A 21,960-nucleotide genomic window follows, 5' to 3' on the forward strand; every position below is an offset into this window, starting at 1 on the left:
ATGGTTAAACTTACCAACCCCAATGTAAGGATATCATACGAAAAATAAAATGATATATATCAGCTAGTTACAATATTTACAACCTAATTTTAAAGGAATTTACTTTCAAAAAAATCGACCTTATTTTTGAAGATTACAACATCACTTTTTCGGTATCCAATAATTTTGGAATAGTGACCTTCCAGCCAAATTCACTCTCTATTTTCAACCTAAAGGCGTCCAAGGCCGGTGGTTCTCCATGTACCAAATACACCTTCTCTGGGATGTTCTTAATGGTGCGCAACCAATGAAGCAAATCATCCTGATCGGCATGGGCAGAAAGGCTATCTAGACATTTTACAGTAGCCTTTACAGGATAATACCTACCGTAAAACTTAATTTCATGAGCCCCGTCCTTCAGTTGGCGCCCACGGGTCCCTTCCGCCTGATATCCCACCAACAATACGGTGGTACTGGGCACATCTATAAATTGTTGCAAATAGGTCAACACCCGTCCTCCGGTTACCATCCCGCTGCCCGCAATGATTATTTTTGGCCTTGGATCATCAATGGTTTCCCAAGTTTCACCAAAGGATTGCACAATGTTGACATGATTGCACATGGCATCGTATTCCTGCATGGGCAATTTGTGCCATTTTGGAAACCGTTTAAAAACTTCCAACACATTGTTGCCCATCGGGCTGTCTATAAATATGGGAATATTGGGAATTTTGTTGCTTTTGTAAAGTTTCCAAAGAATGTAAATCAGGGTCTGCAAACGTTCCACAGCAAAACTGGGAATGATGAGATTCCCTTGTTTTTCTATAGTATCCAAAACCAATTGGGCCATGATGTCTTCCACATCTTCCTCTGGATGCAATTTGTTCCCATAGGTGCTTTCCACAAACAAATAATCGGCCCATTCCGGAGTTTTAGGATCGTTCAACAAATAATCATCCCAACGCCCAATATCACCAGAAAACACAAAGCGTTTCCCATTAATGTCCAATTCAATAAAAGTTGCCCCTATGATATGCCCGTTGTACCGAAACCGATAGGTAATATGTTCCGAAAGGTTCAACCAGGTATCCTGAATCCCTACTTGAAAAAATCGCAAGGTTTTCTCCACATCTTTCTCTGTATAAAAAGGTAAGGCGGGATGGTGTTTTGTATAATGCTCTTTATTGGCTTTTTCGGCTTCTTCTTCCTGAATCTTGGCACTGTCTTTTAAAATGATTTCCGCAATAGCCAAGGTTGGCGCCGTTCCAATAATTTTTCCCGTAAACCCCTTCTGAACCAACTTAGGCAAATAGCCTACGTGATCCAAATGGCCGTGGGTTAACAGCACCACATCTAAAGTTTCTACATCAATGGGCAATTCTTCCCAATTGAGCTGCCTCAATTCCTTTAGCCCTTGAAACATACCACAATCTACCAATATGTTAGCTTCGGAAGTTTCCAAAAAGTATTTAGAGCCGGTTACCACACCTGAAGCTCCCAAAAAATGGATGTTTGCATAATTTTTCATTCTTCATGCGGTAAATTACATAGTTGTTCAATCTCTTTTAAAATGCGCTCCTTTCGGGATTCGGAAACACCTAGGTGATCCAAGTAAAAGGAATCTCCCATTAGGTCCCGACACAAAACCACATCCCTACTCAGCAGAAATTGCTTTTCTCGATTGGTTAGCAATGAGGACACCGTAATTGGGTACAGTCCCAAACGGTCTATCCTATCCCTTAAGCCATTGCCATCTGGATAATCCCAACTCAGCAGATACAATCCACAGCATTTTCCAAATTGCAAAGCATCTGAGGTAAAACGTGTATTGGTAACCAACCAGCCATCGGTTAAAATGGAGTTGTTGTTTACATTGGTATTCCAATGTGCTTTCACATCTTGATATCGGGAATGGATGTACAGAGGAATCTTGACATTACAATTTTGTCCCTGCTCGCTATGGAACTTACATTCTACTATGGTGGTTTCGTTATTTTTATGGGCTACCACATCAATTTCATGTGACACGCACTTTCCCTGTACAATCTGGCTCACTTCTGTATCATAACCAGAGTATTTTAAAATAGCGCCTACAAATTTCTCGAATGGATACCCCGTTGGCCCCAGTTCATAGATGGCCCGCTTCAACTTGTATTTGGAGGCCCAATACCTACTTTTCTTTTTGAGCAAGGCAAAGGCTCTATTATAGATTTCCTTAGTAGAAATTCCTTGGTAGAGTTCATCCCGAACCTTATCAATAATTTGGCTGACCACCTCATCACTAGCCCCTACGCGTCTTAGGGAAGCCTTCAATTTGGGCATTGAAAAACTCACCCGCTCCCCTGAAGACTTTGTAATATCCAAATTGTGATTTACCATGCTTGATTATTTAAGACCCAATGCAAATCAATTCCTTAAATCGTGCATGACCAAAATAGGAACCCTTGAATGGAACCCGATATTTTTCACCATGGGATTGCTCAAAATACTTCCGAAAAAAGAGTGTTTTTTATTGATGAAGGCCACCATATCACTATCCCTACTTTCTACAAACATATTCACTGCGGGTTCGACTGCCTTGTAATGCAAAGTATGATATTCGTAAGATACATCTTCCAACTGCTCTTCCAACATTTGCTTATGCTCTTCTTGTTTTGTTTCCAATAGGTCATCATCTGAAACATACAGAATGCTTACGGTAGCCTGACACTTTTGAGCCAATTCTACCAAATAGGCCAGTTCCCGTTTTTTGTAATGGGTTTTAAAACTGGTAGGAAACACAATCTCCTTGGGCATAGCCAGCTTACTGGCTTCAGGCACCACAATTACAGGGCAATTGCGTACCTTCTCCATTACGTAAACTGCGGTACTACCATAGGCTACATGCTCGGAGCCTGTTTCGCCTTTGGTGCCCATGACAATCATATCGATATCCTTTTGTTCCACAATTTCCTTAATGGCTTCTATTGGATTGTTAAAGGTTGAAATGGTCTCAAAATGGTGCTTTGGATTGTGTTCATACTTAAATGCCAATTTATCCATCACCTCCGCCAAGCCTTCTTCCGAATTGGACTTTGCCGTTTCGTAGAGTTCGCTTCCGGGTTCCATGTTCAACAAACTTTTCAAAATATTGCTAGTGGCCGTAAACACATTGAGCACATAGAAATCGCAATGGTCGTTTTGGTAGAGTTCAACGGCATAGTTCATAGCTTGCCAAGCGTTCTTGGAGAAGTCTGTTGGTAACAAAATTTTTTTTCTCATGACTTCTAAATTTAAAAGTTATTATTTGTGTTGTTAGTTGACAGACCAAGACGCTTGTGGGCTCAATCTGGGATTACCATAAAGGGAACCGCAGGATGATATCCTATTTTCTTTATGACAGGTTCCCTCGTAAATCGTTCCAAAAGGCTGTGTTTATAATTAATCATCACCAACATATCAATCTCCAATTCTTCTATAAAATCAAAGATTTCGTGAGTTTTACTGGCGTAATTGGGCATCCAATGAAAACTGTGCTCATAGGGTTCCAAAAGTTCTTTTAACAATGTATAATGATTTCTTTGTTCGGCACTCAACCTACTTTTTTCCTGTATGTGTACTACCCTAATTCTTGTACCAAATTGTTGGGCCATGGTAAACAACGACTGCAAATCTTCCGCACGATAAGGTCTTATAAAGTTTGTTGGAAAGGCTATTTGCTTCGGAATTTTAAATTGGCAATCTTCTGGAACAATAATCAATGGGCATAATGACAATTTGGAAATCAAGCCCACCGTATTGCTTCCAAAAAAGACTTCCTTGGCACCGGTTGCCCCTTTGGTGCCCATAACCACCAAATTGAGCTTGTATTTTTTAATACTGGTGGCAATGGCGTCATTTAGGCTTTCGCTACTAAAAATGATCTCAAAACGGTGTTTCTCCTTGGGATGGGCCGCTTCCGCCATCGCTTTTAAATCCCTCAGTTCCTTTATGGCACTTTCGCTCATGGCCTCATTAAATTTTTTGGACATATTGGACATGGCCGAAATCTTGGCATTCATGGCATTTAGGAAATAAAATGTGCACGCTTCCTCGGCCAAAAGGTTCATGGCGTAGACGGTTGCATTCCATGCGCTATCAGAAAAGTCTGTCGGTATTAATACATGATATTCCATGATCAAACCCTTTAAGGATATTTCCCCTAAATTTAAGACAATTAGCGCATTTAAACTATGACAAAAATCACACACAAAATACTGAACACGAGATTTTTACATTCCAAAAACTTATATTGAACACCAAAAATCTCTAGCACACCGCAAAAACAGCCATAAACACTAACAATCAATATATTAACAAGATTAATTTAAAATAAGCATTAATGATAAATATCATTCCATTTTAGTTTAATTTTAAATAAATTTACTCATTACCAACGTTTTAACATCACAGCCATGATCAAGACATTAAACCAAAAGGAATGCTATATGGTGCTTGAGAGGAACTACATTGGTCATTTGGCTTATATGTTTTACCACCAACCCTTCATTGCTCCGATTACGTATTTTTATGACACAGCCAACCATTGGATTTTGGCCTATGCGGCCGAAGGCCATAAAATTAATGCCATGCGAAAACACAGAGACGTGGCGCTACAGGTAGAAGAAGTAACCTCGGTAAACGAATGGAAATCTGTGTTGGTTCATGGTACCTATGAGGAGCTTACAGGCAGCTACGCCAAAGCTCAACTGCACAGTTTCTCTTTAGGTGTGAAAGATTTGATTATGATGAAAGAGCACAAGGATGTAGACTTCCTTAGTGAGTTTTCCAGTAAAATCCATCTTGGCGATGTTCCTGTAGTTTATGTCATCAAAATAGATGCTATTAACGGCAAACAAAGAGACGACCACGATAGCTAAAGCACCTTACTTCACCGCAGTTGAAGATCCGTAAAAACAACTTTCCAGCATCTTGTACAATTCCGTATGCTTCTTTTTCATGCGCTCGGGATTTTCGAAAAAATACTCAGAAGCCACCGCAAAAAATTCTGCCTCATTGGTGCCTCCATAATTTCTAATATCCGATTTATTGTCATTGATGGCTTCCATTTCCTTATGAATCATTTTTAACCAAGGAATCACATAAGCGTGCTGTATCAAACGCTCTGGAACCCCATCTGTCACTCCATCCATTTTATCAATGAGGTGCACAAACTCATGGATGCCCGTATTGGTTTTGGAAGAGCTTTTTGAAAACCCATGTCGCAACGCTTTTTTGGAAAGGATCATTTGTTTTTCCAATCGGCCGGTGCCAACAACTCCGGCAATAATGCGGTTGCCCTTTTTGTCTTCAAACTCGAAATCTTCATTAAAGTTATCGGGATAGAGCAATACCCCACTTAAATTAGTATAATGCCATTCTGGAAACCCAAAAACTGGAATCACGGCGCTGGCGGCAATCAGGATTTTGTCCAATTCTTCGAGTTCTACTTTAACACCTTCCAAATACACCTCACTAAAAAACTCCATCATCCGTTTTTGAAAACGTTGCTGTTCCTTTGGAGGCAGACCTTCATAAAATTCCACATGCTCCATGAGCAATTTGTGCCAATGCTTCGGAAAAGGCTCTACGGGTTTACGCTTTAGTTTGGACAGGGCATATACTCCAAAAGCCAACAGTAACAAAAATGCAATAGTTGTGATCATAACATGCAAATATGGTGCTCTCCAAAAATAAACCAAAGTGATAACAAAAAGATCGTTTTTTCAAAATCAAAAGGAATTTATCTAAAACCAATTATATTTTAAGAACTCAAATAGCTTCCAAAAATTCTTTTTCAATCTAAAAACTTAATAATACATTTGGCACAATAAATGTTAAAAGCATTTATAGTTTAAACAAAGCCCTATGAACAAAATTCGCTTGGTACTGGCCTTTTCTTTTTTGGTTTCAGTATTGTCTTTTGCCCAAAACAATGCCGTTGGTCCCGGGGAAACCCTTATTTTTTCAGCTTCTTACAATATGTCTGGAATCCTAACGGAGCTTGCCCAAGTAAAAATGGAAACCAGTGAGGTGAACACTTCCAAAGCTACTTTACTTCGCTTAAAATGTACAGCGGCAACCTATAGCAAATGGGATAATTTCTTTAAAATTAGAGACCTATACGAAAGCTATGTAAGCCCTAAAACGCTTTCCCCTTACCTATACAAAAGAGAAATAGACGAAGGTGGCTATTACAAGTTTATGCAATACAAATACAGCCATAAAACAAACACTGTAAAAAGCCTTAAAAAGAAGAAAAAGAAAGGCGGCGGTTTTAACGAAGAAAATACCACGGTCTCCATTAGCAGTACCACCAGGGATTTGGTAAGCACACTTTACAAGCTGCGTACTTTGGATCTCGCCAGTCTATCAACAGGGACAACCAAATCGTTCAAAGTATTGTTTGACAACAAAGAAAACATTGTCAATTTTAAATATTTGGGTACCGAAACTATCAACACTAGCCTTGGGCAAAAAAACTGCTACAAATTGGCTATTTCCATCAACAACAGCGATGTCCTAAAAGGTACCAACGACAACTTATTATGGTTGACGGCCGATGCCAATAAAATTCCGGTATACGCCAAATTTAAGATTGCAGTAGGTAATGGCGAATTAAAAATAAAATCGGCCACAGGCCTTAAAAACTAAGAGCATGAGAAAAGTATTGATCATTTTAGGATTTATCACTAGTCTATTGGCTGTTATTCTAGCCTTGACCCCACTATCCAATCTAGCGTTTATCCCTGCTATATTGGCTTTTTTATTGGGACTTTCCATCTTTTTTGTTTCCAAAAAGCAGAACAAATCCAAAAAAGTGGTGCAGTATATTTTCCTGTTAACCATCATCACTTTGGGTATTTCCATCTACAAATCGGTATTCCATACCGTAGAAGTTGGCAATACCGAAGAATTGCAGGAACGCGCCAAAGAATCGGAAGAAAATTCTAAGGAAATTCTGGAAGAATTGGACATTGACGAAGAGGATCTGGAAACAGAAGACATAGATCTAGATACTGAAGAAATTGATATCGAAGAAGTTGACGATATAGAATTTGAATAATTCACTTCCCACAAATTTTAAGGAATACTTCGGTATTCCTTTTTTTTTTCGCTTTATTTGATTGACAATTAACACAGTACAATGAAGCTTTTCATTTTCACTTCTGTTCTTTCCATTGTTGGATCCTGTGCCACAAAGAAGTATAGTGAGCGCATTGAGGACCTAAAGAACAGCATTGTTTTTGAAGACCGACAGACTGTAGAACAGTACGCCAGTACCATTACCTCGCAAGAATTGATGGACTATGTTTACGAATTGTCCTCAGACCAATACCAAGGTCGAAAAACCGGCGAAACAGGCCTAAAGGAAGCTGCCAATTATCTTAAAGATTACTATATCGCCCAAGGCATTCCATCCCCTTTCAGCAATCAAAATTATTTTCAACCGGTTCCCAAATCTTTTTTTACAGATAGCCTTAACAGCTCCCAAAATGTGGTTGCCTATATTGAGGGCAACAAGCACCCCAAGGAAACCATCATCATTACTGCGCATCTAGATCATGAAGGTGTGGAAAACGGTGAAATCTACAACGGCGCCGATGACAATGCCTCTGGAACTGCTGCCCTTATGGAAATGGCAGAAGCCTTTAACGAAGCCCAAAAAAATGGAAATGGGCCTAAACGAAGTATCCTGTTTCTTCACCTTACTGGGGAAGAAGAAGGCCTTTTGGGATCAAAATTCTATGTAGAACACCCAATTGTTCCCCTAAAAAAAACCATTGCCAACCTGAATATTGATATGATTGGTCGAGTTGATGAAACACACACGGACAAACCAAATTATGTGTACGTTATAGGAGCTGATAGACTCAGTAAGGAGTTATACTTTATTTCGGAAACCGCCAATACTACCTTCTCCCAATTGGAATTGGATTACAGATTCAACGACAAAAATGACACCAACCATTACTTCTCCAGATCCGATCAATACAACTTTGCCCAAGCCGGAATTCCTGTCATCTTTTATTTTAACGGAGAACACGAAGATTATCACAAACCAACAGATACCGCAGAAAAACTGAACTATCCCCTTTTGGCGAAACGCACCCAATTAATCTTTGCCACGGCTTGGTATTTGGCCAATTCCAAACATAAATTGACTCTAGACCAGGAATAAAACTCTGTTAAAGCCTTTTATTTTAAACCATTCTGTTTAACTTAATTATTACATTCGCAGGATAATTTTTCTAATTTTAATTCAGTATAGCTTTAATTTTGCGCTTAATGAAAAACCTGATTACCCTTTGCTGCCTTGCGTTGCTAATATGTAGCTGTAGCAGTTCCAAAAAAAACGAACATTTTAACCTAACCCCTACCTCTACAGATCCTACGGTTTATGCCAATACGATTACATCCGCAGAACTAAAAGAATTACTTTACACCTATGCCTCTGACGAATTTCAGGGAAGGGAAACCGGCACTGAAGGACAAAAGAAAGCCGTAGCATTCTTGGCCCAACAATATCAAGACATGGAAGTGCCTTCACCTATGGGAGACACTTACTTTCAAAATGTTCCTTTGGAAATAAAGGGAACATCCCAAACCACTATCTCCATAAACGGAAAAACATTGACCTGTTTTGTTGACTACGCGCCTCTAGGAACGTCCTCTACTCAGCATATAGAGGCCAAAGACATTGTATATGTTGCTTACGGTATTGAATCAGAAAAATACTCCAGCTACAACAACCTCGATGTAAAGGACAAGATCGTGCTTATGAAATCTGGGGAACCACAAAACGATGACGGCACCTATATCACCTCGGGAACCGAAAAACCTACCATTTGGACCTCTGGCCGCGGTGCAAGAAACTTAAAAAGGGACGTTGCCATTACGAAAGGAGCCAAAGCCGTTATCTATATGGATAGTGAATCCTTTGATCGTGTGGCCAATTTCTACCAAAAGCAAGCAACCAAAAGTAACCATGGCACCATGGCGGTTCAAGGAGACGGGATAAATGTTCCGCATTTCATTATCAACGACATGGTTGGTAAAGAAATTTACACCAACATCCTTACAGATAATAGCTCCAAAACTATCGAAACACCTTTAACAATTGATATTACTACGGAATCAAACAACATTAATTCCGAAAATGTACTGGCATTTATCAAAGGTTCAGAAAAACCAGAAGAAATTTTGGTAATTTCTTCCCACCTAGACCATGAGGGTATCAAAAATGGACAGATTTACAATGGTGCCGATGATGACGGTTCTGGAACTGTGGCCCTTTTGGAAATTGCAGAAGCCTTTAAAACAGCCGTAAAAGAAGGGAAAGGACCTAAGCGCTCCATTTTATTTTTGCATGTAACCGGAGAAGAAAAAGGCCTATTGGGCTCTAAGTATTACACCGATTTCAATCCTGTTTTTCCTTTGGAAAACACTATAGCCGATTTAAACATCGACATGATTGGCCGTGTAGATGACAAGCATACAGATAGCCCAAACTATGTGTACTTGATTGGAGCAGATCGCTTGAGCACAGAACTGCACCAAATTTCTGAAGCTACCAATGAAAAATACACTAAAATAGACCTTGATTACACTTATAATGCAGAAAACGACCCCAACCGTTTTTATTTCAGATCAGATCACTACAACTTTGCAAAACATAATGTTCCGGCTATTTTCTATTTCAACGGTTCCCATACTGATTATCATAAACCAACCGATACACCAGACAAAATAGCCTACGATTTATTGGAAACCAGAACGCGCCTAGTATTTTATACGGCATGGCAATTGGCCAATCAAGAACAACGTATTGTGGCTGATAAAGCTGTTCAATAAAAAGAGAAGACACTAAAAAAAAGCCTCCCATATTGGGAGGCTTTTTTTTTTAACATCTAATCTTATAAATTTAGTTCGCGCTAAATCTGTTTTTAAAATCTGAAAGTTCAATAGTATAACTATCCAAAGCATGGAATTCACTATCGCTCACTTCTGGATTTTCACTGGCTTTATACCATTCAGAATAAGTTGTCACGTCGTCTGAAAACTTTTGATAATGGCTAGAATAGGTTTTCACTTCAATGAAAGGCGTTTCATCTTCAAAGTTGAAATTCATTAAACGCAACCATCCATCTCCAATACCATAAGTGGTTCCATGTGAAGTCAAGAATGTAGGATCTACATCCAAAACAGTTTGCCCTCTATCCTGATAATCGGCCAACACCTGAATCACTGCATGCCCACTATTGTTTTGGTCTACACGCATGGCTTTTCCATGGTGATGTCCAGACAGAATTAAAAATATTTGATCGTTTGGCATCACCAACGTTTGAAATACATCTTCTGCCGAATTGTGATACTCTGGATCAATTCTAGGCAAATCCACAATTGGGTTAGGCAAACGCTCTCCATTGGCATCCAAGAAATCATGGGTGGTAATAATCGTTGGAAGTCCTGGGTGCGCATCAATAACAGATTGTGCCCAAGCAAGCACATCATCAGCAGGCTGCATTTCAAGACTAATATTCAAAAACGTATACCCTGCTCCTTCAAAAGTTTGAGCAGAATTGGCACCTCCATTAAAACTGGATACATACCAAGACTTATTCTTAAAAAATTCGGAGTTTTCTCCAAAAACAGAATTGAAATTATCCCATCCACCAATGTGCAACATGCCTAAAATTTCTGGAATCACTCCTAAAGTTCCTATTTGATTTACCAAACTTGGATCCGATTCAAAAGACGCTTCAGACCACATGGCATCCGAATCATGGTTTCCTGGGGCTACCCCAAAAGGAATCCCTGTTTGAGCCACCATTTCATATCCCTCTCGTGCCAAAGGCATTTCAAAATTCACGGTTTCCTCTGTTGGGAACACCTCTCCTGAATACGAAATCAAGGAATAAGGATCGTGCGAAAAGCCTCTTGCTTCGTGCTCAGCATCTACAATTTCTGTTTGGTGTTGCCAAATATCCCCAACCGAAGTCAAAAAGGCAATCTCCCCTCCTTGGGTCACCGCATTATTGCTCACATATTGCATCATATCATAAAACTGAGTAGAGGCATCAATAGGGAAATTGCCCCCTTCATTGTTTTGGTAACTCGTTTGGTGCGTGAAATCGGTCATGTTTTGTGTATCCGGAATCACGGCAATTGTAAATGTTTTGTCTATTTGTTGTGATGAAGCTCCTTTGGAAGTATCGTCATCGCTACATGAAGTAAATACATTGGAGATGGCCAAAACCCCCAACACAAGGCCCGTTGATTTTTTCATACTAATTTTTGTTGTTTTGTTTTGCCGCAAAAATAGATTGCTCTTTTAAGGGTCTTATTAAGGAAAGATTACCATATGATTACTTTTAGAGCTAGCCCACACCTAAATTTCATAAGAATTTTACATCTTATTAAAACATAAAACGCTAAAGGCTTTCCTAATTAAACATTGTACTTGTAGGAAAATAAATTAGATTTGTGGGTAACCAACCGGTAATTTCAACTATAAAATAAACATTGGCATTTGCTTCGTTTATTCTTGTTGGTATACCATGAAATACTACGAAATGAACGATAATCAAGAAAAAATCCCCTGCTGCTACGCGAATCTCTCACGTGGTAAATCCCCCTTTTAAAGCCTTCCATTTCAAACACGCCTTTGCAGATTACCAACAGTTCAACAACATCCCTTTGGCAGTTCAAAAAAAGCACGTAATTTTGAAGCATGACAGGCTTAAAACATTAAAATGAAAACAAGACACTTAGGAAAAAACGGATTTAAAGTCAGCGAAATAGGCTTGGGAACTTGGCAAATTGGTGCCGATTGGGGAAAGCAATTTTCTACAGATAAGGCATTGGATATTTTAAACACTGCCGTAGAAAACGGTATCACCTTTTTTGATACCGCCGATGTCTATGGCAATGGCCAAAGCGAAACTTTTATCGGAGAATTTTTAAGGCAGACCGATAAGGACATCAAAGTCGCTACCAAATTTGGCCGTGGTGGCGATGTCTATCCAGCTTCCTATACCAAAGATGCCATGCGAAAGGCCATCGAGCATTCCCTACACCGTTTGGGTGTAGATGCTTTGGATTTGTTGCAACTGCACTGCATTCCAACTATTGAAATGCAAAAGGGAGACGTATTTGACTGGTTACGTGATTTTAAAAGCGAAGGACTCATCAAAACCTTTGGAGCCAGTGTCGAGTCGGTTGAAGAAGGACTGCTGTGTCTAGAGCAAGAAGGCCTGCAATCCTTGCAGGTTATTTTTAATATTTTCAGACAAAAATTGGTGAATGAATTATTGCCTCAAGCCGAAGCCAAAGAGGTGGGGATTATTGTCCGTCTACCTTTAGCCAGTGGTTTATTGGCTGGTAAATTCACCAAAACTACTACCTTTAACAAAGAAGACCACAGAAACTACAATAAGGATGGTAATGCCTTTAATGTAGGTGAAACCTTTGCCGGAATACCGTTTGAAAAAGGTGTGGAATTGGCCGATGCCCTAAAGCCTTCAGTACCTGAAGGCATGACCATGGCACAGTTAGCCTTGAGATGGATTTTAGATCATAAAGCTGTATCTACAATCATTCCTGGGGCCAGTTCCCCAAATCAAGCACAAGCCAATGCCTTGGTATCTGAACTACCTCCACTATCAAAAGAACTACACGCAACACTTGCTGAATTTTACAAAGCAAACGTACATGAGTTTATCCGTGGGGTTTATTAAAAACTTTACTTGACCACATATTCCATTATCAAGGGAACCAAGAATAATTGAACACAATTAAAACTGGGTTCCCTTCCTTTTTGAGAAGCGTATTCTCCCTTCCTTTTACCCACTAAGAAGCATCACAACTCCAACTTATTTCACTTAGCCTCACTTCATTATCATTTTTATTGTATATTAGTTATGAAGTCTTTACATCGTATTTAGTAAGGCTTACTGAAGAAATTTCGTTTTTTACGAAACAAGCATTTCATCATAATCCCCAATTCCTCCCAAAATAAAACCGACTGTTCCCTAAGAACAAAATCTATTCAAGCTGAAACCCCAAACATCACAACCATAAAAAACATTTCTATTCACTGCCTAAAAAGTAGGGAAAACCAGATGCCACTTATCCTGTATATGAATATGTAACCAACAAATAACAGCCTTATGGAAGTATTGATTGTAGATGACGAAAGAGATATTGAAACCTTGTTTCGTCAAAAATTCAGAAGAGAAGTAAGAAACCAAAATCTAGAATTGTTGTTCGCCTTTTCTGGTTCTGAAGCCTTGGAAATACTGGAACGGGAAAACCCTCCCAAAGTGGTTTATGTGTTTTCCGATATCAATATGCCGGGAATGACAGGCCTTGAATTATTGGACAAGATTAAATCGCAATTCCCAAACATCACTGTAAGTATGATTTCAGCCTATGGCGACAGTGAAAACTTTGATAGGGCCATACAATCCGGTGCCAAGGAATTCTTCACAAAACCAATCGACTTTGAATCCCTAAGAAAAGAAATCCATCAAATGTTATAACATTCAATATCTAGAACAACTGACCATGTATAAGCAAAAACCAATATTCTTAATCGGATTCTATTGTGTGATTTTAAGTATGATACTTTTTTCATGCCAACAAAAGGTTCCTGCGCCTCCGTTACCAAAATGGGATATGGAATATCTTCCCCCAATAGAGAAAAAAATAACTTTTCCCAAAAAGGACACCATCAATTGGGACTCCATCCCCACCATTAAACTGGCTCCCTTACCAACAAAGAAATTAGACTTAGAGAGCATCCCTTCCAAACCCTTTGTTATAGACGACATTACCAACATTGAAGGGCAAATAGAGTCTGAACACCTTGATTTAAACGAACTCCCCTCTACTCCTTTCAGTTTGGATTCCCTCCCCACGTTCACCTTTGAATTGGATACCATAACATTAGGGGAGCCTGATATCATCGAGGCAGGGCCTTTAGCAAATATAAGTGGTACCTCTAGAGGGGTTCAATCGGGAGGTCAAGCATTTGGTTTAACGGGCTCGCCAAACAATATTATAAAAGACAACAATGGCTTTTTGTGGGTTGGCACCCAAGTAGGGATTGCTCGCTATGACTCCCATAAATTTGAGTTTTATGGAATTGACCTAGGTCTGGATTTATCTTATGCCTTTTGCCAGTTTATCGATTCTAAGGACCGTATCTGGATACAATGTAACAGTGGTCTTTGGATTTTAGACCCATCACATAAATTAGCTTATAGAATTATTACTGACATTCCTCTAAGAGATGGATATGGCTTTACAGAAGATAAGTATGGAAATATTTGGTACTCCATTATTAATTTTGGCTACCATGTAATAAATCTGGAAAACCAAACCATAAAAAATATCACTCCAAAAGAAGGATTAATGAAATCTACTCCTTCGGTTTATATTTCACCTTTAACTGATAAAGAAGGTCTTGTATGGCTTTCCTCGTTTAATGGCATGAATATCCTTAATCTTAAGAAAGGTACAAATCAATTTATAGTATTTGAAAAAGAGAAAGATAGCTTACGAAATAAAATCATTTCTATTGAAGAAGACTCCAAAGGCAACCTATGGATAGGAGGACTGGATGGCGTTGCTTTTATCGACAAAAAAAATAAAACTTACAACAGACTACCTGTTTCTAAATTTATAGAAGATTGGGTTGGCATCGCCACCACATATGAAGACAAACATAAAAATATGTGGCTAGGTACAGGAATTGGCTCCATTTTAAAATACGATCCATCCAACCAGACTATTGAAAAATTTATTTTAGATAATTCTAAGGGTCGCCGACCGATCGCATCCATTGTGGAAGACTATCAAGGCAATATATGGTCCACCAAAAAATTTGTGGCTACCGGTGGAATATTCAAATTAAACACACTACAAGGAAGAGCTAGTAATTACTCCTCAACTGATGGCTTATCAAATGATAGTATATGGAGTAACGTGATGCTCGATGATAAAAGTATTTGGATTGGCTCAAGAGGAGGAATAGACTTTTACAATCCTAAAACAAAGACTATTAAAAACCTTGGCATTAAAGACAATTTATTACAGACCAGCAATCATATTTTACGTAAAGACTCTAAGAATCGAATTTGGTCTTTGGGAATTCAAGGAATATCCATTATCGACCCAAGCAACCAAAACATTAAATATCTTACCAAAAAAGAAGGTTTAAATCATAACTATCTCAGATTTATTGAAGATGAAAATGGTAATTATTGGTTAGGTGGCATTGATGGCAATATTACCTTTCTAAATAAAGAATTAACAGAGACAAAAACAATTCAATTAGATACGGTTGGAAGTAATACTAATATTTTTTCTTTAAGCAAAGATGCCAATAATAACATTTGGGTTGCTACATACGGTCAAGGTATTTATAGAATTGCCCCTAAAAAACACACAATTGAACACTTTACCTCTGAAAATGGATTTTTAACAGATAACTTAAACTTCATCCATATTACAAATTCAAACCAACTTTGGATTTCATCAGATCGCGGTGTTTATCTCTTTAATCCCAGCAACGGCTCAGTTAAAATTTTCCAGAAAGAACAAGGTTTGGTATCCAATGAAATTTTCGATATTAACAGTCATAACAACAAAATCTATGTTGGCACCCTCAGAGGAATCAACATTTTGGAAGAAATGGAAAGGGGCAATTCTTTAAATGAACAATGGCAGGTCACCACTATAGCAGAGGAACAAGGCTTACAATATTTGGATGTGAGCATGGGTAGCTCTATGATTGATAATCAGGGTAGGTTATGGATCGGGATTGAAAGCAAGATTCTTTCTATAATGGATGAAATGAAACTGGACACTATTCCTGTAAAAACCTATATTACTGGCATCAACCTCTACGACACAACCATTAACTTTAAAAGTGACTCCCAAATTCTTGACAGCGAAAAACAAGGTTTACCAACACCCTTGGATCAAAGTAATTCCTTAAATAGCAATAGCCCCTCCAGCACTTTAGATCCCAATATTGAATACAACGATATTGAAGGGCCTTATAATTTACCTTTAGAATTACAACTGCCCTATAATCAAAATTACATCAGTTTTAATTTTAATGCGTTGGCCTATTCCAATCCAAACTCAGTAGTTTATCGTTATTTTTTGGAGGGCATTGACAAAAACTGGAGCAATATCATCACCGAAGCTAAAAGTGAAAATTATAGAGATCTTCCTCCTGGGGATTATACTTTTAAAGTCATTGCAAAGGGCTATAACAATGTATGGAGTAAGCCTGTAGAATTAAGTTTCAGCATTATTCCTCCTTGGTGGAAAACCTGGTGGGCCTATTTGGCTTATGTAACCCTGTTTGCTTTGATCCTCTACAGCATTAGTAATTACCGTTCCCAATGGTTAAAAAAGGAAAACCGTATCCTAGAAGAGCGCGTAAAACACCGCACCTCCCAATTAGAGAAAAGCCTTCACGACCTTGAAGCCACCCAAACCCAACTTATCCAATCCGAAAAAATGGCGAGTCTAGGAGAATTAACCGCGGGCATTGCCCACGAGATACAAAATCCTCTCAATTTTGTCAATAATTTTTCAGAAATCAACACCGAACTTATAGAAGAACTTCAAGCCGAAAGGCAAAAACCGGAAATGGAAAGAGACCTTGAACTGGAAGAAGAACTTATGAGAGACATCGCTGCCAATGAGGAAAAAATTAGGCACCATGGCACAAGAGCCGATGCCATAGTAAAAGGCATGCTGCAGCATAGTCGTAATAGTAGTTCAGACAAAGAATTGACAGATATCAACAAATTGGCAGATGAATACATGCGTCTTTCCTATCATGGCCTTAGGGCTCGAGACAAGTCCTTTGTGGCTGGTATGCAGATGGATTTGGACGACTCTATCCCCAAAATTATGGTAGCTCCCCAGGATATTGGTCGGGTATTATTAAACCTTATCAACAATGCATTCTATGCCGTCAATGAAAAGAAAAAAACAGCCCCCCGCGATTATAAACCAAAGGTTACTGTTGCAACAAAACAAGTGGGCGATCAAATTGAAATCAATATCATCGATAATGGTCATGGCATCCCTGCAGAGGTGGTAGATAAAATTTTCCAGCCCTTTTTCACCACTAAACCCAGTGGTCAAGGAACAGGATTAGGATTGTCATTGTCGTATGATATCATTAAAACCCATGGCGGCACCTTAACCGTTAAAACCAGTGACGGTAAACCGATAAACATTAACAATGTATCAGAAAAGGATCTAGACAAGGGAACCATGTTCACCATTCTTTTACCTATAAACAATGAAGATACAGTCCAAAAATAAGAGGTATACTATCAAAACGAGGGCAGATCTTCATTAAGTAGATGGAACATTATGAAAATAATATCATGATATCGACTGTAGAACAACCAATTAAAAGTTACGGATTTAAACCTAATTAGTTATGTCAAAAATATTGGTAGTAGATGACGAACCGGATTTAGAGGTTCTGATAAAGCAAAAATTCAGAAAGCAAATTAGGCAAAAGGAATATGAATTTTACTTTGCCCAAAACGGCAATGATGCCCTTGAAAAAATTGGCGGTTTACCCGATTTGGACATTGTGCTCAGCGACATCAACATGCCTGAAATGGATGGCCTTACCCTACTTTCAAAATTAAGCGAACAAAAACCTCTTCTTAAAGCTGTAATCGTTTCGGCTTATGGAGATATGGAAAACATCCGTACAGCCATGAACCGCGGTGCTTTTGACTTTGTCACCAAACCCATCAATTTTGAAGACCTCACCCTTACCATGGAAAAAACCCTTGATCATGCACGCTATATCAAGCAAACCATACAAGCTGTCAAAGAAAACAACATCTTGAAAATGTACGTAGATGAAAGTGTCCTCAACTTTATGAACAGCCGTGAATTTGAAGTCACCATCATGGATAACGAAACCATTGAAGCTACTACCATTTTTATTGATATCTGTGGCTTTACAGCCATCAGTGAAAATGCAAAAGCCAACACGGTAGTGTCACTAATAAACGCCTATTTTGATGAAATGGTAAAGGAAATCATGGCACAAAATGGCTATATCGATAAATTTATTGGGGATGCTATTATGGCTGTGTTTAGAGGGGAATATCACTTAGATCGCGCTATAGATGCCGCCTTGGCGGTAAGAAATAAAATCAACAGTCTACCACAAATGAGCAATGATTTGGCGTTTACCCCTAAAGTATCCATAGGGATTAAAAGCGGGGAAGTGATTTCAGGGAATATTGGATCAGCCAGTTTAAAACGTTTGGACTATACCGTTATTGGAGATGCCGTAAACACTGCCTCCCGATTACAAGATATCGCCAAGGAAAATCAAATCATCATTAGCGAAGATTGCTACGAAAAAGTAAAAGAGTCCTTTATCTGTGAAAAAATAGGAAGCATTTCCCTGAAAAATAAAAGTGAACCTGTAACCATCTACCAAGTCATTGAGTAAAGTTATTATTCTTCTAAAATTTCAAAATCTAAAAAAACACTAACAAACTTCAAAACACAAAAAAAGCCTTTCTTAAAAAAGAAAGGCTTGGTAATTTTGGGTGGAAGATCGGTCTCGAACCGACGACCTCCTGAACCACAATCAGGCGCTCTAACCAACTGAGCTACAACCACCGTTTTAATTGGTTTGCAAATGTAAACGATTTCATCATTACTGCAAAACTTTTTTTCAATTTATTTTACATCAAAAATGCTATCTACTGCTATACAACGCTCTACAGTAAAACCTTCCCCATGTTCTGTACCAATCAAACGACCTAGATCCCTAGCACGGTATTCAATACTATCGGTAAAGTTCTTACTGGAAATAGGTGTTTGTGGCCCTTTGCCCTTGGGGTCATAAAACTGTGTTTTATAAGCCATTACCGCATCTATTTTAACATCAATATAACCGGTAACATCCACAATTAAATCAGGTTCAATGTTTTTCCACTGAATATAATGGTAGACAAACTTAGGACGCCATGGTTCCTGCTTTTCTCCAAAGGCCTCGGTTTCAATTTTCATCAAGCCACTTAAAAAACAGGCATCGCTTACCAATTTACTCCCTTTTCCGTGGTCTATATGCCGATCGTCAATAGCATTGCAAAGCACCACTTCTGGCTGATATTTCCTAATGGCTTCAATAAGCTTTAGTTGATGCTCTTTATCATTTACAAAAAAGCCATCGGCAAAGCCAAGATTTTCGCGTAGGGACACCCTTAAAATCTCGGCAGAAACGCGAGCTTCCTCCTTTCGAGTTTCGGCTGTGCCTCGAGTCCCCAATTCGCCTCGGGTCAAATCAATAATTCCCACCAATTTCCCATTGGCTATTTCTTTGGCTATAGTGGCACCGCATCCCAATTCCACATCATCGGGATGCGCCCCAATAGCAAGTATATCTAGTTTCATGAAGCTTTGTTTTAAGAGGACAAATTACGAATTGTTTCTGTTTTATAAAACCCAATCCTTGTCGCTTTACCCCTCAAAAATATTATGCCATCACGTTTTCTCCTTTTACTTTGGCCAATGCTTGTTTCAAATCCTTGATCAAATCCTCTTTACATTCAATACCCGTTGAAAATCTGATAAGGTTATCACTAATGCCAATAGCCGCACGCTCTTCAGCAGTCATAAGGGAATGTGACGTTAAATGAGGAGAAAGCGTTGTAGTCTCCACCCCTGCTAGGCTTAACGAAGGCTTGATAAGTTGCAAGGCTTGCTGGAATTCCAAAGCATCCAAACCATCTGCCAATTCAAAAGAAAGCATCCCCCCAAAACCTTTCATTTGGGATTTTGCCAAGGCATATTGCGGATGGCTTTTCAAGCCTGGATAGTAAACCTGTTTCACATCCTCATGAGCTTCCAAAAACTTGGCAATCTTTTTGGCATTTCTATTTTGTGCCTTTACACGCAATCCCAAGGTTTTAATACTGCGCTCCAACATCCATACAGTAAAATCGCTAAGGTTTCCTCCAAAATTTCTACCCACTCTCCATACTTTTTCCATAAGATCATTAGGGCCTACAACAACTCCTGCCAGAATATCACTATGGCCTCCCAAATATTTGGTTGCCGAATGCATCACCAAATCAATTCCAAAATCTATGGGGTTTTGGTTTACGGGACTTGCAAAGGTGTTATCAATGGCTGTGATGATGCCTTTGGATTTTCCCAATTGGGCCACGCCTCTTACATCGGTAATGGTCAATAAGGGATTGGAAGGTGTTTCTATATAAATAACTTTGGTATTGGATTGTATAGCCTTTTCAAAATCGGCTACTTCATAACCTTCGGTGAAAGTATACTCAATGCCACGTTTTGGGAATTCTTCCCTAATAAAATTACTGGTGCCTCCATAAATAGTGTTTTGAACCACCAAATGGTCCCCTGCTTCCAACAGAGCAAACAACATACTACTTACCGCAGCCATCCCAGAACCAAAAATCAGGGCCCTATCGGTATGCTCTAAAGCTGCCAACTTTTTGGACAATGCCTCCTGATTAGGCGTGTTAAAACTACGCGGATAACGCTTTTGATCTACATCTTGAAACGCATAGGATGTAGATACATAAATAGGTGAAATGGCACTTTTAAATTGCTCGTCCTTGACTTCTCCTATATGAACACAAGTTGTGTTGAGTCCTAAATTATCGTGTGACATATTATTCTGAATTTTAGAATCTAAAATTACAAAACAAAACACACAACCAACACTTTAGCTCTTGATTTTTAAGGGCTAAAGTGTTTAAGTTTTCATTAATTTTATGTTACCCTACTGTCCCTGAATCCAATTGATAATGGATTCATCTACGGGCAAAGTTTGAGGAGAAACCACCTTTACCAAATAACCTTGTTCATCCAAAAGATACTTTTGAAAATTCCATTGCACTTCCGAATCTTCCAAGCCATTTCTGGATTTTTGGGTCAAAAATTGGTACACCTCATGCATGTCATCTCCCTTCACCGAAATTTTCCCCATCATAGGAAACGTCACCCCATAATTCTCTTTACAAAAGGTAGCAATCTGATTGTTACTTCCTGGTTCTTGACCTCCAAAGTTATTAGCAGGAAAACCTACAATGATGAAATTTTTATCCCTGAATTCATTATACAACTCCTGTAATTGGGCATATTGAGGCGTCAAACCACACTCACTAGCCGTATTGACAATCATGATCTTCTTCCCTTTTAAAAAGGCAAAATCAAATGGCTTGCCATATAAATCTTCAACCTTAAACTGGTAAATCTGTTCTTTTTCCATAGGAGTTTCAACTTGGTTTTCTTCTACTGAAGCAGTTACAACTTCCTGTTGCTCTGCGGTATGCTTGCAGTTCATAAACATAACTGCCAACACCAATACTATTAGTTTTCTCATGATTTAAAAGTAGTTATTTTTACTTAAAACCCTTATTTGTCGTCAATCTTTCAATCGTGATTTTAAAAGGCTGTTCTGCTCTTCCATGAGCGTATTTAACTGAGACAACAACTCTATATCCTTAGGAGTTGCCACAGTTTTATCGGCGGTGTTTTGAGCGCGGTTGCGGAGACGGTTCATAAATTTCACCACAATAAACACAGTAAATCCAACAATTAAAAAATCCAACAGTGTTTCCAAGAAGGCCCCATAACCTATGGCTACTTCTTCAGAAACTATCTTGCCTGAAGCATCAATTATGGCGTCCCGTAACACCAATCGTTTGTCTTCAAAATTGATACCATGTGAAAGCAGAGACAATGGAGGCATGAACACCTTTTTAACCAAAACATCCACGACTTTGTTGAAGGAGGCCCCTATGATAATACCTACAGCCATATCGATCATATTTCCCTTTACGGCAAATTCCTTAAATTCTTTTATTAATTTCATTTGCTACATTTTTTAGTTGAAGAATATACTTTTCC

General features: G+C 38.8%; 19 protein-coding genes and 1 tRNA gene. 9 read left to right on the plus strand and 11 right to left on the minus strand.

All coding sequences use genetic code 11. The annotated features are described in order from the left end of the window. Positions 1-133: 133 nt before the first annotated feature. The 4 genes from ZA06_RS09560 to ZA06_RS09575 form a co-directional block, all read right to left on the minus strand. Positions 134-1,507 (minus strand): MBL fold metallo-hydrolase RNA specificity domain-containing protein, encoded by a 1,374-nt coding sequence (locus tag ZA06_RS09560; protein ID WP_053977246.1) that lies wholly within the window; start codon positions 1,505-1,507, stop codon positions 134-136. Next, positions 1,504-2,358, minus strand: coding sequence for an ATP cone domain-containing protein (locus ZA06_RS09565; RefSeq protein WP_053977247.1), 855 nt, complete (start codon positions 2,356-2,358; stop codon positions 1,504-1,506). The genes ZA06_RS09560 and ZA06_RS09565 overlap by 4 nt, the downstream gene beginning before the upstream one ends. A 27-nt stretch (positions 2,359-2,385) precedes the next feature. Continuing rightward, complete coding sequence (locus ZA06_RS09570; protein ID WP_053977248.1) at positions 2,386-3,240, minus strand: universal stress protein; 855 nt, start codon at positions 3,238-3,240, stop codon at positions 2,386-2,388. A 62-nt stretch (positions 3,241-3,302) separates the two neighbouring features. After that, entirely contained in the window at positions 3,303-4,133 is an 831-nt protein-coding gene (locus ZA06_RS09575; RefSeq protein WP_053977249.1) for a universal stress protein, read from the minus strand. 279 nt (positions 4,134-4,412) lie between these two features. Here ZA06_RS09575 and ZA06_RS09580 point away from each other — a divergent pair, with 279 nt between their 5' ends. After that, positions 4,413-4,877 carry a pyridoxamine 5'-phosphate oxidase family protein gene (locus ZA06_RS09580; RefSeq protein WP_053977250.1) on the plus strand — a complete coding sequence of 155 codons (465 nt, stop codon included), beginning with the start codon at positions 4,413-4,415 and terminating at the stop codon, positions 4,875-4,877. A 6-nt stretch (positions 4,878-4,883) separates the two neighbouring features. Here ZA06_RS09580 and ZA06_RS09585 read toward each other — a convergent pair whose 3' ends face one another. Continuing rightward, the gene (locus ZA06_RS09585; RefSeq protein ID WP_053977251.1) at positions 4,884-5,663 is read right to left on the minus strand and encodes a M90 family metallopeptidase; all 780 of its coding nucleotides are present in this window, start codon (positions 5,661-5,663) and stop codon (positions 4,884-4,886) included. Positions 5,664-5,865: 202 nt separating this feature from the next. Between ZA06_RS09585 and ZA06_RS09590 the strand changes: the two genes are divergently transcribed. The 4 genes from ZA06_RS09590 (at position 5,866) to ZA06_RS09605 (ending at position 9,852) form a co-directional block, all read left to right on the plus strand. Then, positions 5,866-6,651 (plus strand): DUF3108 domain-containing protein, encoded by a 786-nt coding sequence (locus ZA06_RS09590; protein WP_053977252.1) that lies wholly within the window; start codon positions 5,866-5,868, stop codon positions 6,649-6,651. 4 nt (positions 6,652-6,655) lie between these two features. Further along, complete coding sequence (locus tag ZA06_RS09595; RefSeq protein ID WP_053977253.1) at positions 6,656-7,063, plus strand: hypothetical protein; 408 nt, start codon at positions 6,656-6,658, stop codon at positions 7,061-7,063. Positions 7,064-7,144: 81 nt separating this feature from the next. Then, entirely contained in the window at positions 7,145-8,179 is a 1,035-nt protein-coding gene (locus ZA06_RS09600; protein ID WP_053977254.1) for a M28 family metallopeptidase, read from the plus strand. A 107-nt stretch (positions 8,180-8,286) separates the two neighbouring features. Beyond that, on the plus strand, positions 8,287-9,852 hold the full coding sequence (locus tag ZA06_RS09605; RefSeq protein WP_053977255.1) for a M28 family peptidase: 1,566 nt from the start codon (positions 8,287-8,289) through the stop codon (positions 9,850-9,852). Positions 9,853-9,922: 70 nt separating this feature from the next. Here the strand turns inward: ZA06_RS09605 and ZA06_RS09610 are convergent, their stop codons facing one another. Continuing rightward, positions 9,923-11,287: a metallophosphoesterase family protein gene (locus ZA06_RS09610; protein WP_053977256.1), complete on the minus strand. Its 1,365-nt coding sequence runs from the start codon at positions 11,285-11,287 to the stop codon at positions 9,923-9,925. Positions 11,288-11,753: 466 nt separating this feature from the next. Here ZA06_RS09610 and ZA06_RS09615 point away from each other — a divergent pair, with 466 nt between their 5' ends. From ZA06_RS09615 to ZA06_RS09630, 4 genes are all read left to right on the plus strand, one after another. Beyond that, a complete protein-coding gene (locus tag ZA06_RS09615) occupies positions 11,754-12,737 on the plus strand; it encodes an aldo/keto reductase (protein ID WP_053977257.1) in 984 nt (327 codons plus the stop codon). A gap of 432 nt (positions 12,738-13,169) precedes the next feature. Further along, positions 13,170-13,541, plus strand: a complete 372-nt coding sequence (locus tag ZA06_RS09620) for a response regulator (protein WP_053977258.1) — start codon at positions 13,170-13,172, stop codon at positions 13,539-13,541. 136 nt (positions 13,542-13,677) lie between these two features. Further along, positions 13,678-17,355, plus strand: a complete 3,678-nt coding sequence (locus ZA06_RS09625; RefSeq protein WP_205625705.1) for an ATP-binding protein — start codon at positions 13,678-13,680, stop codon at positions 17,353-17,355. Positions 17,356-17,476: 121 nt separating this feature from the next. Further along, entirely contained in the window at positions 17,477-18,517 is a 1,041-nt protein-coding gene (locus ZA06_RS09630; protein WP_053977260.1) for an adenylate/guanylate cyclase domain-containing protein, read from the plus strand. Positions 18,518-18,615: 98 nt separating this feature from the next. Here the strand turns inward: ZA06_RS09630 and ZA06_RS09635 are convergent. The 5 genes from ZA06_RS09635 to mscL all read right to left on the minus strand — a co-directional run bounded on the left by ZA06_RS09635 (position 18,616) and on the right by mscL (position 21,925). Next, positions 18,616-18,691 (minus strand) — tRNA-His (locus ZA06_RS09635). Between the two features lie 59 nt (positions 18,692-18,750). After that, positions 18,751-19,467: a bacillithiol biosynthesis deacetylase BshB1 gene (bshB1, locus tag ZA06_RS09640; protein ID WP_053977261.1), complete on the minus strand. Its 717-nt coding sequence runs from the start codon at positions 19,465-19,467 to the stop codon at positions 18,751-18,753. 82 nt (positions 19,468-19,549) lie between these two features. Next, positions 19,550-20,719 carry a trans-sulfuration enzyme family protein gene (locus ZA06_RS09645; RefSeq protein ID WP_053977262.1) on the minus strand — a complete coding sequence of 390 codons (1,170 nt, stop codon included), beginning with the start codon at positions 20,717-20,719 and terminating at the stop codon, positions 19,550-19,552. 111 nt (positions 20,720-20,830) lie between these two features. Continuing rightward, positions 20,831-21,433 carry a glutathione peroxidase gene (locus ZA06_RS09650; protein ID WP_053977263.1) on the minus strand — a complete coding sequence of 201 codons (603 nt, stop codon included), beginning with the start codon at positions 21,431-21,433 and terminating at the stop codon, positions 20,831-20,833. A 42-nt stretch (positions 21,434-21,475) separates the two neighbouring features. Further along, positions 21,476-21,925, minus strand: coding sequence for a large conductance mechanosensitive channel protein MscL (gene mscL / locus ZA06_RS09655; protein ID WP_053977264.1), 450 nt, complete (start codon positions 21,923-21,925; stop codon positions 21,476-21,478). Positions 21,926-21,960: the final 35 nt, after the last annotated feature.

The organism is Mangrovimonas xylaniphaga (assembly GCF_001280435.1).
Lineage (GTDB): Bacteria > Bacteroidota > Bacteroidia > Flavobacteriales > Flavobacteriaceae > Mangrovimonas_A > Mangrovimonas_A xylaniphaga.